The following is a 20,355-nucleotide window of genomic DNA, read 5'->3' as shown; positions in this document are numbered from 1 at the left end:
GGACCTCGGGGCGGCGGCCCCCACGCGCTCAGACGTGCGGAGACGGCCTCGGGATCAGCGCCCCGCGCTGTCCACCACGCTCGACCACTCGTCCAGCAGGGCCTGCGCGGACGCGTCGTCCGGGCCCTCCGCCCACAGATGGGTGACCGCCTCGGCCGGGTCGGGCAGCACCATGACCCACCGCCCGTCGGCCTCCACGACCCGCACCCCGTCGGTGGTGTCCACGGAACGGTCGCCCGCCGCCTCCACCACATGCCGCATGACCAGGCCCTTGACCGCCCAGGGGGTGGCCAGATCGCGCCGCTGGACATGCGCCCGCGGGATGCGCGCATCGATCTGGCTCAGCGTCAGCTGGGTGCGCGCCACCAGCCCGATCAGCCGGACGAAGGCGGCCGTACCGTCGAAGACGCTGCTGAACTCGGGGATGATGAATCCGCCGCGCCCGTCACCGCCGAAGATGGTGGTCTCCGACCGGGCGACCCGGGTCAGATCGTCCGCCGCGGTCGTCGTCCACTCCACCTGCGTGCCGTGATACGCCGCCACCTGCTCGGCGATACGCGTCGTGGTCACCGGAAGCGCCACCCGCCCGCTGCGCCGCTCCGCGGCCACCAGGTCCAGCATCACCAGCAGCGTCCGGTCGTCCTCCACGATGCGGCCCCGCTCGTCGACGAGCGAGAACCGCTCACCGACCGGGTCGAACCGCACTCCGAACGCGGCACGCGCCGAGGCGACGATCTCGCCGAGCCGGGCCAGCCCCGACCGGCGGGCGTCGGCGGTCTCCGTCGGACGCGCCTCGTTCAGACCGGGGTTGATGGTCAGCGCGTCCACCCCGAGCCGTCCCAGCAGGCTCGGGAGCACCAGCCCGGCGCTTCCGTTGGCGGCGTCCACGACGACCTTGAGACCGGATTCGGCGATCCCGCTGATGTCCACGGCGCGCAGCAGCGAGCCCGTGTACGAGTCGAAGACGCTCGACGGGAAACTCAGGTCACCGATCTCGCCCGGGAAGGCCCGGCGGTACTCCTGCCGGGCGTAGACCCGGTCCAGCTTCCGCTGACCGGCCGCGGACAGATCGGCGCCCCGCTCGTCGAAGAACATGATGTCCACCGAGTCGGGCACCCCGGGCGAGGTCCGGATCATGAAGCCGCCGGCACTGCCTCGCGCGGTCTGCTGCCGGGCCACCGGCAGCGGCACGTTCTCCAGGTCCCGTACGTCGATGGCGCTGGTCTGCAGGGCGGAGATCATCGCCCGCTTCAGCGCCCGCGCGCCCCTGGAGTGGTCACGCGCGGTGGTGACCGTGGAGCCCTTCTTGAGGGTCGTCGCATACGCTCCGGCGAGCCGCACCGCGAGCTCCGGAGTGATCTCCACATTGAGGATGCCGGAGACGCCGCGCGCGCCGAACAGATGGGCCTGCCCCCGGGACTCCCAGATCACCGAGGTATTGACGAACGCACCCGCCTCGATGGTCTTGAACGGATAGACCCGGACATTGCCCTGGACGATCGATTCCTCGCCGATCAGGCACTCATCACCGATGACGGCCCCGTCCTCGATCCGGGCGGCGCGCATGATGTCGGTGTTCTTCCCGATGACACAGCCGCGCAGATTGCTCTGCTGGCCGACGTACACGTTGTCGTGCACCACCGCCTTGTGCAGAAAGGCGCCGCTCTTCACCACGACATTGGAGCCCACGACGGTGTGCTCACGGATCTCGGTACCGGCCTCCACCTTGGCGTAGTCGCCGATGTAGAGCGGGCCGCGGAGCACGGCCTCCGGATCCACATCCGCTCCTTCGGCGACCCATACGCCGGGCGAGATCTCGAATCCGTCGAGCTCGACATCGACCTTGCCCTCGAGAACGTCGGCCTGGGCTTTCACATAGCTCTCATGGGTGCCGACGTCCTCCCAATAGCCCTCGGCGACATACCCGAAGATGGGCTTGCCTTCCTTCATCAGCTGAGGGAAGACATCTCCGGACCAGTCGACCGGAACATCGGGCTCGACATAGTCGAAGACCTCCGGCTCCATGACATAGATGCCGGTGTTGACCGTATCGGAGAAGACCTGACCCCAGGTGGGCTTCTCCAGGAAACGCTCGACCTTTCCGGCCTCGTCGACGATGGTGATACCGAATTCGAGGGGATTGGGGACGCGCGTCAGACAGACGGTGACAAGGGCTCCGTTTTCCTTATGGAAATTGATCAGATCCGTGAGGTCAAAATCCGTCAGGGCGTCACCCGAGATCACCAGGAAGGTGTCGTCCTTGAGCGCTTCCTCAGCGTTCTTGACGCTACCGGCAGTGCCGAGTGGCTTCTCCTCATTCGCGTACGTGAGCTCCATGCCGAGCTCCTCGCCGTCACCGAAGTAGTTCTTCACCAGGGACGCGAGGAACTGGACTGTCACCACGGTCTCGCTGAGCCCATGCCGCTTCAGCAGCCGCAGCACATGCTCCATGATCGGCCGGTTGGCCACGGGCAGCAGCGGTTTGGGCATGGTCGAGGTCATCGGGCGCAGACGAGTTCCCTCGCCCCCTGCCATCACGACGGCCTTCATGTCGGAAGCGTCCTCCTTGAAGAGACGACGGTCATGCCGACCGTGCACGCCCGATGGCCCTTACACTTACCGTGCTACGGGCCCCGGCCTCATATGGACGCCGCTACGGCGAGCTCAGTCGGCCGCGGTGTCCGCCCTGACAAGTCGGCGGACCTGAACCACGTAGAGGACTCCTGCCCACCAATAGAGTGTTGTACCCCATCCGGCGAACGCCCATCCGAAAATTGCGGCGGTCGTGTGAAGCAAGCCACTTCCCTCACTCAGAAGGAGCAAGGGGAAGGCATACATCAGGTTGAAGGTCGCCGCCTTGCCGAGGAAGTTCACCTGGGGCGGCGGATAGCCGTGGCGCCGGAGGATGCCCACCATCACCAGCAGGACCAGCTCTCGCGCGAGAAGGACCGCGGTCAGCCAGAGGGGCAGGATCTCGCGCCAGGTGAGACCGACAAGCGTCGACAGTATGTAGAGCCGGTCGGCCGCCGGGTCGAGAAGCCGGCCGAGGCTGCTGATCTGGTTCCAGCGACGGGCCAGCTTCCCGTCGAGATAGTCGCTGACACCGCTGAACGCCAGCACCAGCAGTGCCCAGCCGTCGCTCTTGGGCCCGCCGAACTCGGGCCGGAGGATCAGCCACAGGAAAAGCGGCACGCCGACGAGGCGCGCCGCGCTGAGGATGTTCGGGATGGTGAGCACACGGTCCGTCTGAACTCGTGTCTCCTGTACCTCCACCCGGGAGCCTCCCGTGAGAAACAGGCCGATGATGCTCCATGACTCTACCGGTAGGCCCGCATGGGTTCCGCACCGGGGCGTACCGGACATGGACATAAAAAAGACCCCGAGGGAAGTAGATTCCCATCGGGGTCTTTTTGAAGAATTGTTCGGCGGTGTCCTACTCTCCCACAGGGTCCCCCCTGCAGTACCATCGGCGCTGAAAGGCTTAGCTTCCGGGTTCGAAATGTAACCGGGCGTTTCCCTAACGCTATGACCACCGAAACACTATGAAGTTGAACCGGAACCACACCCCAAAGGAACAACAAAGGGGGGTTCAATACGGTTCGTTGCTTCAGAACCAACACAGTGGACGCGAGCACCTGAGGACAAGCCCTCGGCCTATTAGTACCAGTCAACTCCACCGGTTACCCGGCTTCCATATCTGGCCTATCAACCCAGTCGTCTACTGGGAGCCTTAACCCATCAAGTGGGTGGGAGTCCTCATCTCGAAGCAGGCTTCCCGCTTAGATGCTTTCAGCGGTTATCCCTCCCGAACGTAGCCAACCAGCCATGCTCTTGGCAGAACAACTGGCACACCAGAGGTTCGTCCGTCCCGGTCCTCTCGTACTAGGGACAGCCCTTCTCAAGACTCCTACGCGCACAGCGGATAGGGACCGAACTGTCTCACGACGTTCTAAACCCAGCTCGCGTACCGCTTTAATGGGCGAACAGCCCAACCCTTGGGACCGACTCCAGCCCCAGGATGCGACGAGCCGACATCGAGGTGCCAAACCATCCCGTCGATATGGACTCTTGGGGAAGATCAGCCTGTTATCCCCGGGGTACCTTTTATCCGTTGAGCGACGGCGCTTCCACAAGCCACCGCCGGATCACTAGTCCCGACTTTCGTCCCTGCTCGACCCGTCGGTCTCACAGTCAAGCTCCCTTGTGCACTTACACTCAACACCTGATTGCCAACCAGGCTGAGGGAACCTTTGGGCGCCTCCGTTACTCTTTAGGAGGCAACCGCCCCAGTTAAACTACCCACCAGACACTGTCCCTGATCCGGATCACGGACCCAGGTTAGACATCCAGCACGACCAGAGTGGTATTTCAACAATGACTCCCCCTGAACTGGCGTCCAGAGTTCACAGTCTCCCACCTATCCTACACAAGCCGAACCGAACACCAATATCAAGCTATAGTAAAGGTCCCGGGGTCTTTCCGTCCTGCTGCGCGAAACGAGCATCTTTACTCGTAGTGCAATTTCACCGGGCCTATGGTTGAGACAGTCGAGAAGTCGTTACGCCATTCGTGCAGGTCGGAACTTACCCGACAAGGAATTTCGCTACCTTAGGATGGTTATAGTTACCACCGCCGTTTACTGGCGCTTAAGTTCTCAGCTTCGCCACACCGAAATGTGACTAACCGGTCCCCTTAACGTTCCAGCACCGGGCAGGCGTCAGTCCGTATACATCGCCTTACGGCTTCGCACGGACCTGTGTTTTTAGTAAACAGTCGCTTCTCGCTGGTCTCTGCGGCCACCACCAGCTCACCGAGTACATCGGATCACCAGCAATGGCCCCCCTTCTCCCGAAGTTACGGGGGCATTTTGCCGAGTTCCTTAACCATAGTTCACCCGAACGCCTCGGTATTCTCTACCTGACCACCTGAGTCGGTTTAGGGTACGGGCCGCCATGAAACTCGCTAGAGGCTTTTCTCGACAGCATAGGATCATCCACTTCACCACAATCGGCTCGGCATCAGGTCTCACCCACATGAGGGACGGATTTACCTACCCCTCGGGCTACACCCTTACCCCGGGACAACCACCGCCCGGGCTGGACTACCTTCCTGCGTCACCCCATCACTCACCTACTACAGGTCTGGTCCGTCGGCTCCACCACTCCCCTTTGCCCGAAGGCTCCGGGGCGGCTTCACGGACTTAGCATCGCCTGGTTCGACGTTGGCGCTTCAAAGCGGGTACCGGAATATCAACCGGTTGTCCATCGACTACGCCTGTCGGCCTCGCCTTAGGTCCCGACTTACCCTGGGCAGATCAGCTTGACCCAGGAACCCTTAGTCAATCGGCGCACACGTTTCCCACGTGTGTATCGCTACTCATGCCTGCATTCTCACTCGTGAACCATCCACAACTCGCTTACACGGCTGCTTCACCCGGCACACGACGCTCCCCTACCCATCACAGCGGTCGTTGGACCTCATGCTGCAATGACACGACTTCGGCGGTACGCTTGAGCCCCGCTACATTGTCGGCGCGGAATCACTTGACCAGTGAGCTATTACGCACTCTTTCAAGGATGGCTGCTTCTAAGCCAACCTCCTGGTTGTCTCTGCGACTCCACATCCTTTCCCACTTAGCGTACGCTTAGGGGCCTTAGTCGATGCTCTGGGCTGTTTCCCTCTCGACCATGGAGCTTATCCCCCACAGTCTCACTGCCGCGCTCTCACTTACCGGCATTCGGAGTTTGGCTAAGGTCAGTAACCCGGTAGGGCCCATCGCCTATCCAGTGCTCTACCTCCGGCAAGAAACACACGACGCTGCACCTAAATGCATTTCGGGGAGAACCAGCTATCACGGAGTTTGATTGGCCTTTCACCCCTAACCACAGGTCATCCCCCAGGTTTTCAACCCTGGTGGGTTCGGTCCTCCACGAAGTCTTACCTCCGCTTCAACCTGCCCATGGCTAGATCACTCCGCTTCGGGTCTTGAGCGCGCTACTAAAACGCCCTATTCGGACTCGCTTTCGCTACGGCTTCCCCACACGGGTTAACCTCGCAACACACCGCAAACTCGCAGGCTCATTCTTCAAAAGGCACGCAGTCACGACCGTGCTCCGAAGAACACGGCGACGCTCCCACGGCTTGTAGGCACACGGTTTCAGGTACTATTTCACTCCGCTCCCGCGGTACTTTTCACCATTCCCTCACGGTACTATCCGCTATCGGTCACCAGGGAATATTTAGGCTTAGCGGGTGGTCCCGCCAGATTCACACGGGATTTCTCGGGCCCCGTGCTACTTGGGAAATACTCAAGCAAGTTGCTGACATTTCGGCTACGGGGGTCTTACCCTCTACGCCGGGCCTTTCGCATGCCCTTCGCCTACATCAACAATTTCTGACTCACCGACCGGCCGGCAGACCGATCAAGAGCACTCCCACAACCCCGTATGCGCAACCCCTGCCGGGTATCACACACATACGGTTTAGCCTCATCCAGTTTCGCTCGCCACTACTCCCGGAATCACGGTTGTTTTCTCTTCCTGCGGGTACTGAGATGTTTCACTTCCCCGCGTTCCCTCCACATACCCTATGTGTTCAGGTATGGGTGACAGCCCATGACGACTGCCGGGTTTCCCCATTCGGACACCCCCGGATCAAAGCTCGGTTGACAGCTCCCCGGGGCCTATCGCGGCCTCCCACGTCCTTCATCGGTTCCTGGTGCCAAGGCATCCACCGTGCGCCCTTAAAAACTTGGCCACAGATGCTCGCGTCCACTGTGCAGTTCTCAAACAACGACCCGTACCCCGTCACCCACACCCATTGATGTGGTTCACCGGGACCGGTCGAAGGAACAAGCAAAAATTGCCCGTGCCCTCAGACACCCAACAGCGTGCCCGACACCGTCCTGTGTTCCGAGCCGTGTTCCACGCCCCGAGGGGCAGTACTAGCGGTCATCACACGAAGGACTGTGCCGAATAGTCAACGTTCCACCCATGAGCAAACCGTGCGAGACATGCGCTCGCAGTCGGCTATGCGCTCCTTAGAAAGGAGGTGATCCAGCCGCACCTTCCGGTACGGCTACCTTGTTACGACTTCGTCCCAATCGCCAGTCCCACCTTCGACGGCTCCCCCCACAAGGGTTGGGCCACCGGCTTCGGGTGTTACCGACTTTCGTGACGTGACGGGCGGTGTGTACAAGGCCCGGGAACGTATTCACCGCAGCAATGCTGATCTGCGATTACTAGCGACTCCGACTTCATGGGGTCGAGTTGCAGACCCCAATCCGAACTGAGACCGGCTTTTTGAGATTCGCTCCACCTCACGGCTTCGCAGCTCATTGTACCGGCCATTGTAGCACGTGTGCAGCCCAAGACATAAGGGGCATGATGACTTGACGTCGTCCCCACCTTCCTCCGAGTTGACCCCGGCAGTCTCCTGTGAGTCCCCATCACCCCGAAAGGCATGCTGGCAACACAGAACAAGGGTTGCGCTCGTTGCGGGACTTAACCCAACATCTCACGACACGAGCTGACGACAGCCATGCACCACCTGTACACCGACCACAAGGGGGCCTCTGTCTCCAGAGGTTTCCGGTGTATGTCAAGCCTTGGTAAGGTTCTTCGCGTTGCGTCGAATTAAGCCACATGCTCCGCCGCTTGTGCGGGCCCCCGTCAATTCCTTTGAGTTTTAGCCTTGCGGCCGTACTCCCCAGGCGGGGAACTTAATGCGTTAGCTGCGGCGCGGACGACGTGGAATGTCGCCCACACCTAGTTCCCAACGTTTACGGCGTGGACTACCAGGGTATCTAATCCTGTTCGCTCCCCACGCTTTCGCTCCTCAGCGTCAGTATCGGCCCAGAGATCCGCCTTCGCCACCGGTGTTCCTCCTGATATCTGCGCATTTCACCGCTACACCAGGAATTCCGATCTCCCCTACCGAACTCTAGCCTGCCCGTATCGAATGCAGACCCGGAGTTAAGCCCCGGGCTTTCACATCCGACGCGACAAGCCGCCTACGAGCTCTTTACGCCCAATAATTCCGGACAACGCTTGCGCCCTACGTATTACCGCGGCTGCTGGCACGTAGTTAGCCGGCGCTTCTTCTGCAGGTACCGTCACTCTCGCTTCTTCCCTGCTGAAAGAGGTTTACAACCCGAAGGCCGTCATCCCTCACGCGGCGTCGCTGCATCAGGCTTTCGCCCATTGTGCAATATTCCCCACTGCTGCCTCCCGTAGGAGTCTGGGCCGTGTCTCAGTCCCAGTGTGGCCGGTCGCCCTCTCAGGCCGGCTACCCGTCGTCGCCTTGGTAGGCCATCACCCCACCAACAAGCTGATAGGCCGCGGGCTCATCCTGCACCGCCGGAGCTTTCCACACGCATCCCATGCGGGAGCGTGTCGTATCCGGTATTAGACCCCGTTTCCAGGGCTTGTCCCAGAGTGCAGGGCAGATTGCCCACGTGTTACTCACCCGTTCGCCACTAATCCCCGGCCGAAACCGGTTCATCGTTCGACTTGCATGTGTTAAGCACGCCGCCAGCGTTCGTCCTGAGCCAGGATCAAACTCTCCGTGAATGCTTCCGGGATATCCCGGTGACACAGCCACGAGAGCGGAGCAGACCGGAGGAATAATCCAGTCCGCTCACAGCGTCCTCGCTGTGTATTTTCCAAAGGAACCTCGTCCGAGATGGACGGGGTTATCAACATATCTGGCGTTGACTTTTGGCACGCTGTTGAGTTCTCAAGGAACGGACGCTTCCTTCGAAACCGTTTCACCGGTTTCTCCGGGCGCTTCCCTTCGGTGTTTCACACGCTATCAGACCATTTCCCGCTCTCCGAACCGGTGTCTTTCGCAAGGCATGCGAAAGCGGATCCGAGATTTGGATCAAGTAGCTGATGGCGCCGCCCTGAACCTGGATGTACACGCAGATGACCGCAGTGCTTCATCCGGTGGGCAGGGCTACGACAGTACAGCGCCCCGCGCGGCCGTGGCAAATCGATTCCAGGCCCGAGCGTCCACTCTGCCAGCGCCACGTGTGCGGAATCCGAAGTTCCTATGACTTACTCTTCTGGGCAGTGCGCTGTCCTGGACAGACGGTGACGGCGCGTGATGATTCTTCACCCCGGGAGGCCCCATGACCAGCGTGACCTCACCGGTCACCGGCCGCGTGATCGGACTCGAAGCGGTTCCCGATCCGGTGTTCTCCGGCGCCATGGTCGGTCCGGGCACGGCGATCGACCCGGTGCTCGAGCCCTTTGTGGCCGTGGCTCCGGTCGACGGCATCGTCGTCTCTCTGCACCCGCACGCGTTCGTCGTCGTGGACGGGGAGGGGCACGGTGTGCTCACCCACCTCGGCATCGACACGGTGCAATTGAACGGTGAGGGCTTCGAGGTGCTCATCAACAAGGGGGACACCGTCAAGCGGGGCGACGCGATCGTGCGCTGGGACCCGGCCACCGCCGTGGCCGCGGGCAAGTCGCCGATCTGCCCGATCGTGGCGCTCGAGGCCACCGCCGATGCCCTGTCCGACGTCAAGCAGGACGTCGACGTGAAGCCGGGCGACACGCTCTTCAACTGGTGAGCCGCGCGTACGCTCGGCGGCCGGTGGGGACCGGAGCCGTGCGGCGCGCACTGCTGGTACGACATCCACCATGGCGGGGTTCCGCCGTATCGACCGGGGACGGGTGACATGGAGACAACGCTGCGAGGCGTCGGCGTGAGCCACGGGGTGGCCATCGGCGAGGTGCGCCATATGGGGACGGCGGTCCTGGAGCCGCCGGCGAGGCAGATTCCGGCCGATGAGGCGCCGCGTGAGCAGGGGCGGGCGCGCCAGGCCGTGGAGGCCGTGGCGGCCGATCTGGTCGCGCGTGGCAATCTGGCGGGCGGCGAGGCCCAGGCCGTGCTCGAGGCGCAGGCCATGATGGCGCAGGACCCGGAGCTGATGGCCGACGTCGAGCGGCGTATCGCCGTGGGCAGCACCGCCGAGCGCGCGGTGTACGACGCCTTCGCCGCCTACCGGGCGTTGCTCGCGGGGGCCGGTGACTATCTGGCGGGCCGGGTGGCCGACCTCGATGATGTGCGGAACCGGATCGTGGCGCGGCTGCTGGGTGTGCCGATGCCGGGTGTGCCGGACAGTGATGAGCCGTATGTGCTGATCGCGCGGGACCTCGCCCCCGCCGACACCGCGCTGCTCGACCCGACGCTGGTGCTGGGGTTCGTGACCGAGGAGGGCGGGCCGACGAGCCACAGCGCGATCCTCGCCCGTGCCCTGGGAGTGCCGGCCGTGGTCGCGCTGCCCGGTGCCGGGGATCTGGTCGAGGGAACCCTGATCGCCGTGGACGGCAGCACGGGTGAGATCTTCGTGTCCCCGAGCGAGGAGAAGCGGGCCGAGCTGACCCGGGCCGCCGAGGAGCGCCGGGCCGCGCTGGCCGCCTCCTCCGGTCCGGGCGCGACGTCGGACGGGCACAAGGTGCCGCTGCTGGCGAACGTCGGCGGACCGGCCGATGTGCCGGCGGCGGTCGAGGCGGGCGCCGAGGGTGTGGGGCTGTTCCGCACCGAGTTCCTCTTCCTCGACGACAGCACCCAGGCGCCGTCGGAGGAGAAGCAGGTCGAGGCGTACCGCCAGGTGCTGGAGGCGTTCCCCGAGGGCCGGGTGGTGGTGCGGGTCCTGGACGCGGGCGCGGACAAGCCGCTGGACTTCCTCACCCCGGCCGATGAGCCCAACCCGGCGCTGGGTGTGCGCGGTCTGCGTACCCTGCTGGACCACCCCGAGGTGCTGCGGACACAGCTCACGGCGCTGGCCAAGGCGTCGGAGGGGCTGCCGGTCTATCTCGAGGTCATGGCCCCGATGGTGGCCGACCGGCTGGATGCCAAGGCGTTCGCGGACGCGTGCCGTGAGGCGGGGCTGCGGGCCAAGTTCGGCGCGATGGTGGAGATTCCGTCCGCCGCGCTGCGGGCGCGCTCGATCCTTCAGGAGGTCGAGTTCCTGTCGCTGGGCACCAACGACCTGGCGCAGTACACCTTCGCGGCCGACCGTCAGGTGGGTGCGGTCTCGCGGCTGCAGGATCCGTGGCAGCCCGCGCTGCTCGACCTGGTGGCGGCGTCGGCGGAGGCCGCGCAGGCCGAGGGCAAGAGCTGTGGGGTCTGCGGTGAGGCCGCCTCCGATCCGCTGCTGGCGTGTGTGCTGGCCGGTCTGGGCGTCACCAGCCTCTCCATGGGTGCGGCCTCCCTTCCGTATGTGCGCGCGACGCTGGCCAAGCACACGCTCGCGCAGTGCGAGCGTGCCGCGTCCGCGGCGCGCGCGGCGGACACCGCCGAGGATGCCCGCCGGGCGGCGCAGGCGGTGCTGTCCGGCGAATGAGCCGGGTGAGCTCCTGACCGTGAGCCGGTGAGCTTCTGGTGAAGGCGTCCCGCCGTGTGGCGGGACGCCTTCGGTCATTCCGGGCCGCCGAACGGGATGCCCGCCCGGTATTCGACGCCGTGCTCCGGAGGGATGGGCTCACCGGTCTCGGCGTCGGTGCAGTACGCGGTGAACACCTCCGCCTCGCTCAGCGGGCGCAGCCAGCCGTCGTGCAGCGCCCAGCCGCGAACCGTCTCGGGGGCGTCCGCGACGATGGTGCGCAGCACCAGACCGCCGGCGCTGCGCAGGGCGAACCCGCAGGCCAGGACGGTGCGGAAGACCAGCCCCGAGGGCTCGGGCAGCTTCGGCGGGCCCGCTTCCCCGGCGTCGGCGTGGAGCACGGCGACCAGCGAGGTGCCGTCCGCCGGGACGCTGCAGACCAGATGGTGGACGCCTGGCCCGACCGCCTCGACGACCTTGCGCAAGGCGGCCCCGGCGCGGTCGAACGCGGCGCGGGCGGTGGTGTCGTCGCGGCACTCCCCGCGGTGGCCGGCGCGGGAGAGCAGCGCCGTGGCGTACTCCCAGGTGGCCTGCTCATCGGCCACCCCGATGAGGCGTGGGACCAGGCGGTCGATCGGCTGGCCCTCATAGGTGACGGTGCCGCCCGCGGCGGCCAGCTCCGCCGTATAGCGAGTGCGGCTCGCGGGGGTGTCCGGGTCGAGCCGGGTGTCCGCGCAGAACTCCTCGTAGGCGACGGGGTCGAACAGGGCGACGGTGGTGTGGACTCCCTTGGCCGCCAGCGCCTTCAGCAGCCCTTCCATCTGCCGTAGATACGCGCCGTGGTCGTCGAAGGCGAACGATGCGTAGTGCCGCATGGCCGCGAAGTCCCGCTCGTCGGCGAGCAGGGCCACCGTGCTGGGCACCTCTCTGCGCAGGGCGCGGCGGGCGGTCTGGCTCCTCGTCCGGTGCCGGGTCCTCGTATTCGTCTTCGCTGTCTTCGGCTTCGTCGTCTTCGGCTTCGTCGTCTTCGGATGCGGCTTCGGTTTCCCGTGCTCGCCCCGGTGACTGCCGGGGCGGCCCCAGTCCTCGCTCCGCTGTCCGGTGTGCGCCATGACTCCCCCTCAGCGCGGATGTTCAGTGCTCACTCACCGTAACCGGGGCCACTGACAACGCCTCGTCGCCGCGGTCCCGTACCAGGTGGCGCTGTGCGCCGCACATCGCTGCCAGTCCGGCGCCGAGGCCGAGCCAGCCGAGGGGGCCCGCCGCGATCGCCGCCGTCACCGCGAGTGGTCCCACGCTGCGCTGGACGGCCTGGGCCAGGCCGTGCACGCCGAGGTAGGCACCCTGCGCGGCGGGCGGGGCGAGGACGACGGACAGCTCCCAGGAGATCGTGGCGTGCAGCATCTCCGCGACGGTGAAGGCGGTGGCGGCCAGCACCAGCGTGACGGCCGCGAGCCAGGGCGCGCCCACGGTCGAGGCGGCCAGCGCCGCCCCGCCGAGGAGGAACGCGCCGGCCAGCGGCCACAGCGAGGCGCGTGCGGTGTGCGGGGTGGCGCCGAAGCGGGCGAACGGGACCTGGAAGAGCACCACGAGCACGTTGTTGAGAACGAGCAGCAGGGGGACGAGTTGATGCGGTGCGCTGGTGGCCGTCACGGCCCACAGCGGCAGACCGATCTTGAAGACGGAGTCGTCGAGGAAGAGGACGGCCTCGCTGGCGGTGTAGGTGAGATAGCGGCGGTCGCGCCAGGGGTTGGGGGCGGTGGTTTTCCCGGGTGCGGATGCGGAGTTGCTGGGTGCGGATTGGCTCGGTGCTGATTCGCTTGGTGCGGAGTCGTGCGGCGTGGGTTCGCCGGGTGCGGTGGCGTCGGGCGTGGGTTCTGCGGATTCCCCTGGCGCGGGAGTGGACTTGGCCGCTACGCGGGCGGCCGGGGGCGGTTCGGCGCAGCCGAGGGTGAACAGCGCGGAGGCGAGGAAGGAGAGCGCGTCGCCGATGAGGAGCCAGCGGTAGACGGTGACCGTACCGCCGGTGAGTGCCGCTGCCGCCGCGAGGCCGCCGACGGCCCAGCCCACGTTCATGGCGGTGCGGCTGATGGCCTGGTAGCGGACGCGGTCGGGGCCCGCTACGCGGGTCGCGTACAGCTTGGTCAGTACGGAGGCCGCGCGGTCGCCGATGCTGCCCACCGAGGTGATGGCGAGCAGGAGCCCGAGGTCGGTGGTGGTGAGGAGGGCGAGTGAGGCGACGGCGCGGACCAGTTGGACGATGATCAGCAGCGGGCGCAGCGGTACGCGGTCGGCGAAGAGGCCGCCGAGGGGTGGGCCGGCGATGCCCACGCTCCCTGACACGGCGAGCAGTACGCCGATTTCGGCTGTGCTGAGCCCGGCGGCGTAGGTGAAGTAGAGCGTCGCGGTCGCGCCCCACAGGCCCGAGCCGATCCGGTCGACGAAGGTGACGGTCAGCATGCGCCGGCCGTCCCGGCCGCCGGGGATGCGGTCGCTCAGCGCGGTGCGCCACGTTGGCTTGCCCACCCTGGTCCCCCTTGACATTCGATTTTGTATTGATACAGAATGTTTTCTGTGGCGACACAATATGAGATCACCGGTGCCTCGGCCAAGGGGATTGCCGCGTCCGTCGAACAGGGCGTGGTGGAGGGGGCGTTGGCGCCCGGCACCGCACTGCCTCCGGTGCGCCGGCTGGCCGAGCGGCTGGGCGTCAGCCCCGGCACCGTCGCGACCGCCTACAAGGAGCTGCGACGGCGCGGGATCGTGGTGACCCACGGGCGGGGCGGCACGGTGGTCGCCCCGACGCCCGCGGTCGCCTCGCGGCGCCCGCCGCCGGTGCCGGAGGGGGTGCGCGATCTGGCGGGCGGTCACCCCGATCCGGCCTTCCTCCCCGCGCTGCTGCCGGCCGCCCGCCTCTCCCCCGGAGTCCGGTCGCACCGCGCCCAGCCCCGGCTGCCCGGTCTGGAGGAGCTGGCCCGCGCCTGGTACGAGCGCGATGGCGTGCCGGCCGAGCACCTCACGTTCGCCCATGGCGCGCTGGACTGCGTGGCCCGGCTGCTGTCGGTCGAGCTCAGGCCGGGTGACGCGGTGGCGATGGAGGACCCCGGCTACCACCATCTGCTGGACCTCGTCCCGGCGCTGGGGCTGCGGACCGTGCCGGTGGCCGTGGACGACGAGGGGATCCGGCCGGACGCGCTGCGGGCGGCGCTGCGGTCCGGGGCGCGTGCGCTGATCTGCAGCCCGCGCGGGCAGAACCCTTACGGCGGCTGGTTCTCGGCGGGGCGGCGGGATGCGCTGCTGGCGGTTTTGGGCGAGGCGGCGGGTGAGGTGCTGGTGATCGAGGACGATCATGCGGCGGATATCGCGGGGGTGCCGCTGCACAGCCTTACGGCGGGTGGCCTGGAGCGCTGGGCGCAGGTGCGCACGGTCTCCAAGCACCTGGGGACGGACCTGCGGTGGGGTGCGCTCGCCTGCGACCGTACGACGCTGGCGCGGCATGACGGCCGGATGGTGCTGACCTCGGGCTGGGTCAGCCATGTGCTGCAGGAGACGGTGGCCCGGCTGATGACCGACCCGGAGACGCAGGGCCTGGTGGCCGCGGCGCGGTCCGCCTACGCGCGGCGGCGTGAGGCCCTGCTGGCCGAGCTGTCGGCTCGGGGGGTCGCCGCGCATGGGGCGAGCGGGATGAATGTGTGGGTGCCGGTGCGGGATGAGGCGGCGGTCGTGAACGGGTTGCGGACGCGGGGGTGGTGGGTGGCGGCCGGTGCGAGGTTTCGGCTGGGTGCGGGGGCGGGGGTGCGGATTACTACGGCGGGGTTGGGGGTGGGGGACGCGGAGGGTTTGGCGGGAGATTTGGCGGGGGTGTTGGGGGAGGCGCAGGCCACGTATGGGGGGTAGGCGGGGGTTTTCCCCACCCCGCCCCTTCCCGAACCGGGGCGCTGCCCCGGGCCCCGCTGGGGCTGCGCCCCAGACCCCGTTTCGGGGGCTCCGCCCCCGGACCCCCGCCGGGGCTCCGCCCCTGGACCCCGCTCCTCAAACGCCGGAGGGGCTGGGAGTGGGGGCCGGAGGGGGTGGGGGTCTGGGGGGCGGAGGGGCTGGGAGTGGGGGGCCGGAGGGGCTGGGGATCTGGGGAGGCGGAGGGGCTGAGGGTGGGCGGACAGGCTGCGGGCGCGGACGTGCCGGAGGGGCTGGAAGATCGCACGGGCTGGAGGGTCCAGAGAGGACGGGCTGGAGGGTGCAGAGAGGCTGGGGTGCGGCTCCGCCCCGGGCTTGCTCCTCTCAAGCGCCGGCCAAGCCTCGCTTCTCCTCCGCCAGGCGCTCGTAGTACCGCAGCAGCTCCACGTCGTCCACCGAGCCCGGGTTGACCGCCTTGTCCAGGGAGGTGCCCTGGAGGAGGCGCTTGACCGGGACCTCGATGCGTTTGCCGGTCAGGGTGTGGGGGACGCCGGGGACCTCGATGATCTCGTCCGGGACGTGGCGTGGGGAGAGCTGGGTGCGGATGGTGGTCTTGATGCGGGTCAGCAGGTCCTCGTCGAGGGTGGCGCCGGGGGCGAGGTGGACGAAGAGCGGCATCCAGTAGCCGCCGTCGGGTTGTTCGACGCCGATGACGAGGGATTCGCGGATCTCCGGGAGCCGTTCGACGGCCTCGTAGATGTCGGCGGAGCCCATGCGGACGCCCTGGCGGTTGAGGGTGGAGTCGGAGCGGCCGTGGATGACCACGGTGCCGCGGGAGGTCAGGGTGATCCAGTCGCCGTGGCGCCATGCGCCGGGGAACATCTCGAAGTAGCTGTCGCGGTAGCGGCTGCCGTCGGGGTCGTTCCAGAAGCGGACCGGCATCGACGGCATGGGGCGGGCCACGATGAGCTCGCCGACCTCGTCGACCACCGGTTCGCCCTGGGGGTCCCAGGCCTGGAGGTCGGTGCCGAGGCCGGGGGCCTGCAGTTCGCCGATGTAGACGGGGAGGGTGGGCACGGCGCCCGCGAAGCAGCTGCAGACATCGGTGCCGCCGCTGACGGAGGCGATCCACATGTCCTCGGCCACCTCGTCGTGGATCCACCGGAAGCCGTCGGGCGGCAGCGGGGAGCCGGTGGTGGCGACGCAGGTGACCCGGGAGAGGTCGAAGTCGCGGCCGGGGTGGACATCGGCCTTGCGGCAGGCCATGACGTAGGCGGCGGAGGTGCCGTAGAGCGTGGTCCCGGTGCGCTCGGCGACGCGCCACTGGGCGGCGGTGTCCGGATAGCCAGGGCTGCCGTCGTAGAGGACCACGGTGGCGCCGACCAGCAGCCCGGACACCAGGAAGTTCCACATCATCCAGCCGGTGGAGGTGTACCAGAAGAAGCGGGCGCCGGGGCCGAGGTCGCAGTGGAGGCCGAGCTGCTTGAGGTGTTCGAGCAGGATGCCGCCCTGGGACTGGACGATCGCCTTGGGCAGGCCGGTGGTGCCGGAGGAGTAGAGCACCCACAGGGGGTGGTCGAAGGGCAGCGGCTCGAAGACCGGCTCCACCGGTTCGCGCACGACGTCGTCCCAGACCAACGCGCCCTCGGGGGCGGGGGTGTCCAGCAGCGGGATGTGGACGACGGCGCGCAGGCTGGGCAGCTCGGCGCGGAGTTCGGCCACGGTCGCGGTACGGTCGTGGGTCTTTCCGCCATAGCGGTAGCCGTCGATGGTGAAGAGCACCACCGGTTCGACCTGCTGGAAGCGGTCCAGGACGCTGCGGGCGCCGAAGTCGGGGGCGCAGGAGGTCCATACGGCGCCGACGGCGGCGGTGGCCAGGAGGGCGACGGTGGCCTGGGGGATGTTGGGGACATAGCCGCTGACCCGGTCGCCCGGGCGGACGCCGAGGCGGCGCAGCTCGGCGGCGACGGCGCCGACCTGGCCACGCAGTTCGGCCCAGCTGACCGGGCGCGGGTCATTGGCCTCGTCGACGTGGAGCAGCGCGGGCTCGTCCGCGCGGGCGGGGTCCTCGGCGGCGCGCAGGGCGTGCTCGGCGTAGTTGAGGGTGGCGCCGGGGAACCAGCGGGCGCCGGGCATGGTGGCGTCGGCGAGCACCCGCTCGTACGGGGTGGTGAAGCGCACCTCGAACCATTCGGCGAGGGCCTGCCAGAAGGTCTCCAGCTCCTCCACCGACCAGCGGTGCAGTGCGGCGTAGCCCGCGGCCGGGTCGTCCTTGCTGGGGGCGGGCGCGCCGTGACGCTCGGCCGCCCAGGCGTGGAAGGCGGTCAGCCGGGACCGGGCGATCCGGTCCGCGCCGGGCTGCCACAGGGGCTGTGGCCGGTGGTCGGAGTGGGCTGCGGTGGTCATGGCTGTCGGCTCCCGGGCTGTCCGCGTCGGATGTGTCCATGGGTGGTGCATCCGCCTCGTATGCGTCCGGTCAGGACGATGCCATGTGATCGACTCCGACACCAGGGGCGCCACTCCACATCACAGGGCGGGATCATGTGGGAGGACCACAGGTGAACGGCAGTTGAACCATATCTCTGCCGGGTCTCGGCAATGGCAGGCTGATCAGTATGGATGCGCGTGACCTGGTGCGGTCGGAGAAGCTGGTGCGGTCGGTGAAGGTGATCTGCACGGCGCAGGGGCTGCGGTCACTGCGCTCGGCGTGGCGGCGTCGGCGTGCCGACGCGGTCGGGCTGCCCCGCCGGGGCACCGAGCTGGCCCGGGTGCCGGGTGAGGTGGAGGGGGCCGATCCGGAGCCGGGTGGCGGGGTGGTGCGGTTCGCCAGGTCCTCGCTGCGGGTGCGGGTGACCACGGGTGGCGCGGTGTTCTGCGGCTGGGACGGGGCCGAGCCGGAGCCGTCGTACGCGCTGGACGGGCCGTGTCCGGAGGCGGACGAGCGGGCGGAGCTGGAGCCGGACACCGGGGGCGGCTGGCGGGTGGTGTCCGAGCGGGTGACGGTGATGGTGTCGCGGACCGGCACGGTGGAGGTGCGCACCCCGGGCGGGGTGGTGCTGCGGCGGGATCTGCCGCCGCGCTGGTGGGAGCCGGCCGGGGCGCCGGGGCCCGCGGAGCCGGGTGCGGGGGTGGGCGGGGAGGGCGCGCGCTGGCTGCAGCGGTCCGAAGTGGCGGCGGACGCACGGTTCTTCGGGCTCGGCGGCCGGGCGTCGGGGCCGCGGCTGCGGGACGGGGTGTACCGGCTGTGGAACACCGATCCGGGCGGCAGCTTCGGGCCGGGCGACGATCCGCTGTATCTGACCATGCCGGTGCAGCTGGTGGTGGCCGACGCGGGCACCCATCTGGTGTTCCACGACAACTCCTGGGACGGCTCGGTCACCCTGCGGGAGGGCGAGGAGGGCGCGGGTTCGGGCCACGACCGGCCCGGCGGCTGCCGGACGCGGATGGAGGGCGGCCCGCTGCGCTACTGGGTGATCGTGGGCACCCCGGCGCGGGTGCTGCACGGCTGGACGGCGCTGACGGGCGCCCCGGCCGTTCCGCCGCGGTGGGCGCTCGGCCACCATCACGCGCGCTGGGGGTTCCGCGACGCGGAGGAGGTCCGGCGGGTGGTGGCGGGCTATCGGGAGCGGGATCTGCCGCTGTCGGCGCTGCATCTGGACATCGACCACTTCGTCGGCCACCGGGTGTTCACGGTGGACGGCGCGCGCTTTCCCGATCTGCCGGGGCTCGCCGCCGAGCTGCTCGAGGACGGGGTGCGGCTGGTGTCGATCGTCGACCCCGCGGTGAAGGCGGAGCCGGGCAACGCGGTGTACGCGAGCGGGGCGGCGGAGGACGTCTTCGTACGCGACACCCGGGGCCGTGAGGTGCGCGGAGTGGTGTGGCCGGGCGAATCGGTCTTCCCCGACTTCACCGATCCGCGGGTGCGCAAGTGGTGGGGCGGGCTGTACGCGGAGCGGCTGGCGCAGGGCTTCTCCGGGGTGTGGCACGACATGAACGAGCCGGTGTCGTTCGCCGCCTTCGGGGAGACGACCCTGCCACGCTCGGCCCGGCACGCCCTGGAGGGCCGCGGCGGCGACCACCGCGAGGCGCACAACGTCTACGCGCTGGCGATGGCGCGGTCCGGCTACGAGGGGCTGTGCGAACTGCGCCCCGACGAGCGGCCGTTCCTCTTCTCGCGCTCGGGGTGGGCCGGGCTGCAGCGGTACGGGGGCAGCTGGTCCGGCGATGTGGCCACGGGCTGGGCGGGGCTGCGGGCCTCGCTGTCGCTGGTGATCGGACTGGGCCTGTCCGGGGTGCCGTATTCGGGTCCCGACATCGGCGGTTTCACCGGCTTTCCGTCGCCGGAGCTGTATCTGCGCTGGTTCCAGCTGGGCGCGTATCTGCCGTTGTTCCGCACCCATTCGGCGATCTCGGCGGGGCGGCGGGAGCCGTGGGAGTTCGGCTCGGAGGTACTGGAACACGCGGCGGCGGCACTGCGCGAACGGCAGCGGCTGATGCCCTACTTCACGACACTGGCGCAGCTGGCCGCGCGCACCGGCGCCCCCTACGTGCGCCCCATGTGGTGGCGGACGCCCAAGGACCGCGCGCTGCGCGACTGCGAGGACGCCTTTCTGCTGGGCGACGCCCTGCTGGTGGCGCCGGTGCTGGAGGAGGGCGCCCGCCGGCGCCCGGTGCGGCTGCCGCGCGGCCGCTGGTACGACACGGTGACCGGCCGGGCCCACGACGGCCCGGGCCACGTGGTCCTGGACGCGCCGCTGTCGGGCATCCCGGTACTGGCCCGGGCCGGTTCGGTGGTCCCGGTGGCAGGGGCGGACGGTGGGGTGGAGCTGGAGGTGTGGACACCGTGTCAGGGCCGTAAGGGCGTGGGGGCGGGCACGCTGGCCGTGGAGACCGGCGACGGCTGGGAGAAGCCGGAGCTGCTCCGGTTCGCCACCCGGCTGCGGGACGGTGTGCTGACGATCGAGCGGGAGGGCGGTGGCGAGGTGGGATATCCGGTACGGATACGGGGTGAGGCACCGGCGGAGGAGGGCAAGGCGGCGCGTCGGACGAGTTGAGGGGGCGCGGGCGATCCGCGCGGAGGCCCAGCGCCGTGGGCAGCGGCGGATCCCCCCGAGGGCGGGCTTGTG

Annotated in this window: 9 protein-coding genes and 3 rRNA genes; 4 read left to right on the top strand and 8 right to left on the bottom strand. The window is 68.0% G+C overall.

The features are described 5' to 3' along the window. Nucleotides 1-54 precede the first annotated feature (54 nt). The 5 genes from J8403_RS37810 to J8403_RS37790 all read right to left on the bottom strand — a co-directional run bounded on the left by J8403_RS37810 (nucleotide 55) and on the right by J8403_RS37790 (nucleotide 8,570). Complete coding sequence (locus J8403_RS37810; protein WP_093468924.1) at nucleotides 55-2,550, bottom strand: mannose-1-phosphate guanyltransferase; 2,496 nt, start codon at nucleotides 2,548-2,550, stop codon at nucleotides 55-57. A gap of 114 nt (nucleotides 2,551-2,664) precedes the next feature. After that, on the bottom strand, nucleotides 2,665-3,273 hold the full coding sequence (clsA, locus tag J8403_RS37805) for a cardiolipin synthase ClsA (protein WP_211127113.1): 609 nt from the start codon (nucleotides 3,271-3,273) through the stop codon (nucleotides 2,665-2,667). Between the two features lie 147 nt (nucleotides 3,274-3,420). Next, nucleotides 3,421-3,537: ribosomal RNA gene (rrf, locus tag J8403_RS37800) — 5S ribosomal RNA — on the bottom strand. Between the two features lie 100 nt (nucleotides 3,538-3,637). Next, nucleotides 3,638-6,756, bottom strand: a 23S ribosomal RNA gene (locus J8403_RS37795). A 287-nt stretch (nucleotides 6,757-7,043) separates the two neighbouring features. Then, nucleotides 7,044-8,570, bottom strand: a 16S ribosomal RNA gene (locus J8403_RS37790). The 16S, 23S and 5S rRNA genes sit together here, the layout of an rRNA operon. 560 nt (nucleotides 8,571-9,130) lie before the next feature. Between J8403_RS37790 and J8403_RS37785 the strand changes: the two genes are divergently transcribed. Next, entirely contained in the window at nucleotides 9,131-9,577 is a 447-nt protein-coding gene (locus J8403_RS37785; protein ID WP_093468922.1) for a PTS sugar transporter subunit IIA, read from the top strand. 108 nt (nucleotides 9,578-9,685) lie between these two features. Beyond that, nucleotides 9,686-11,356 carry a phosphoenolpyruvate--protein phosphotransferase gene (gene ptsP / locus J8403_RS37780; RefSeq protein WP_211127112.1) on the top strand — a complete coding sequence of 557 codons (1,671 nt, stop codon included), beginning with the start codon at nucleotides 9,686-9,688 and terminating at the stop codon, nucleotides 11,354-11,356. 74 nt (nucleotides 11,357-11,430) lie between these two features. Here ptsP and J8403_RS37775 read toward each other — a convergent pair whose 3' ends face one another. Both J8403_RS37775 and J8403_RS37770 read right to left on the bottom strand, forming a co-directional pair. Beyond that, complete coding sequence (locus J8403_RS37775) at nucleotides 11,431-12,447, bottom strand: hypothetical protein (protein WP_211127111.1); 1,017 nt, start codon at nucleotides 12,445-12,447, stop codon at nucleotides 11,431-11,433. A gap of 22 nt (nucleotides 12,448-12,469) precedes the next feature. Then, nucleotides 12,470-13,861 carry an MFS transporter gene (locus J8403_RS37770; RefSeq protein WP_211127110.1) on the bottom strand — a complete coding sequence of 464 codons (1,392 nt, stop codon included), beginning with the start codon at nucleotides 13,859-13,861 and terminating at the stop codon, nucleotides 12,470-12,472. A gap of 48 nt (nucleotides 13,862-13,909) precedes the next feature. Between J8403_RS37770 and J8403_RS37765 the strand changes: the two genes are divergently transcribed. Next, entirely contained in the window at nucleotides 13,910-15,232 is a 1,323-nt protein-coding gene (locus tag J8403_RS37765) for an aminotransferase class I/II-fold pyridoxal phosphate-dependent enzyme (RefSeq protein WP_211127109.1), read from the top strand. A gap of 381 nt (nucleotides 15,233-15,613) precedes the next feature. Here the strand turns inward: J8403_RS37765 and J8403_RS37760 are convergent, their stop codons facing one another. Beyond that, a complete protein-coding gene (locus J8403_RS37760; protein WP_211127108.1) occupies nucleotides 15,614-17,635 on the bottom strand; it encodes an acetoacetate--CoA ligase in 2,022 nt (673 codons plus the stop codon). Nucleotides 17,636-17,844: 209 nt separating this feature from the next. Here J8403_RS37760 and J8403_RS37755 point away from each other — a divergent pair, with 209 nt between their 5' ends. Then, entirely contained in the window at nucleotides 17,845-20,283 is a 2,439-nt protein-coding gene (locus J8403_RS37755; RefSeq protein WP_211127107.1) for a glycoside hydrolase family 31 protein, read from the top strand. Nucleotides 20,284-20,355 lie beyond the last annotated feature (72 nt).

It is taken from the genome of Streptomyces yatensis, from assembly GCF_018069625.1.
In the GTDB taxonomy this organism is placed as follows: Bacteria; Actinomycetota; Actinomycetes; order Streptomycetales; family Streptomycetaceae; genus Streptomyces; species Streptomyces yatensis.
Note: the sequence above shows the minus strand (reverse complement) of the source record. Positions and strands in the feature narration are given on the sequence as shown.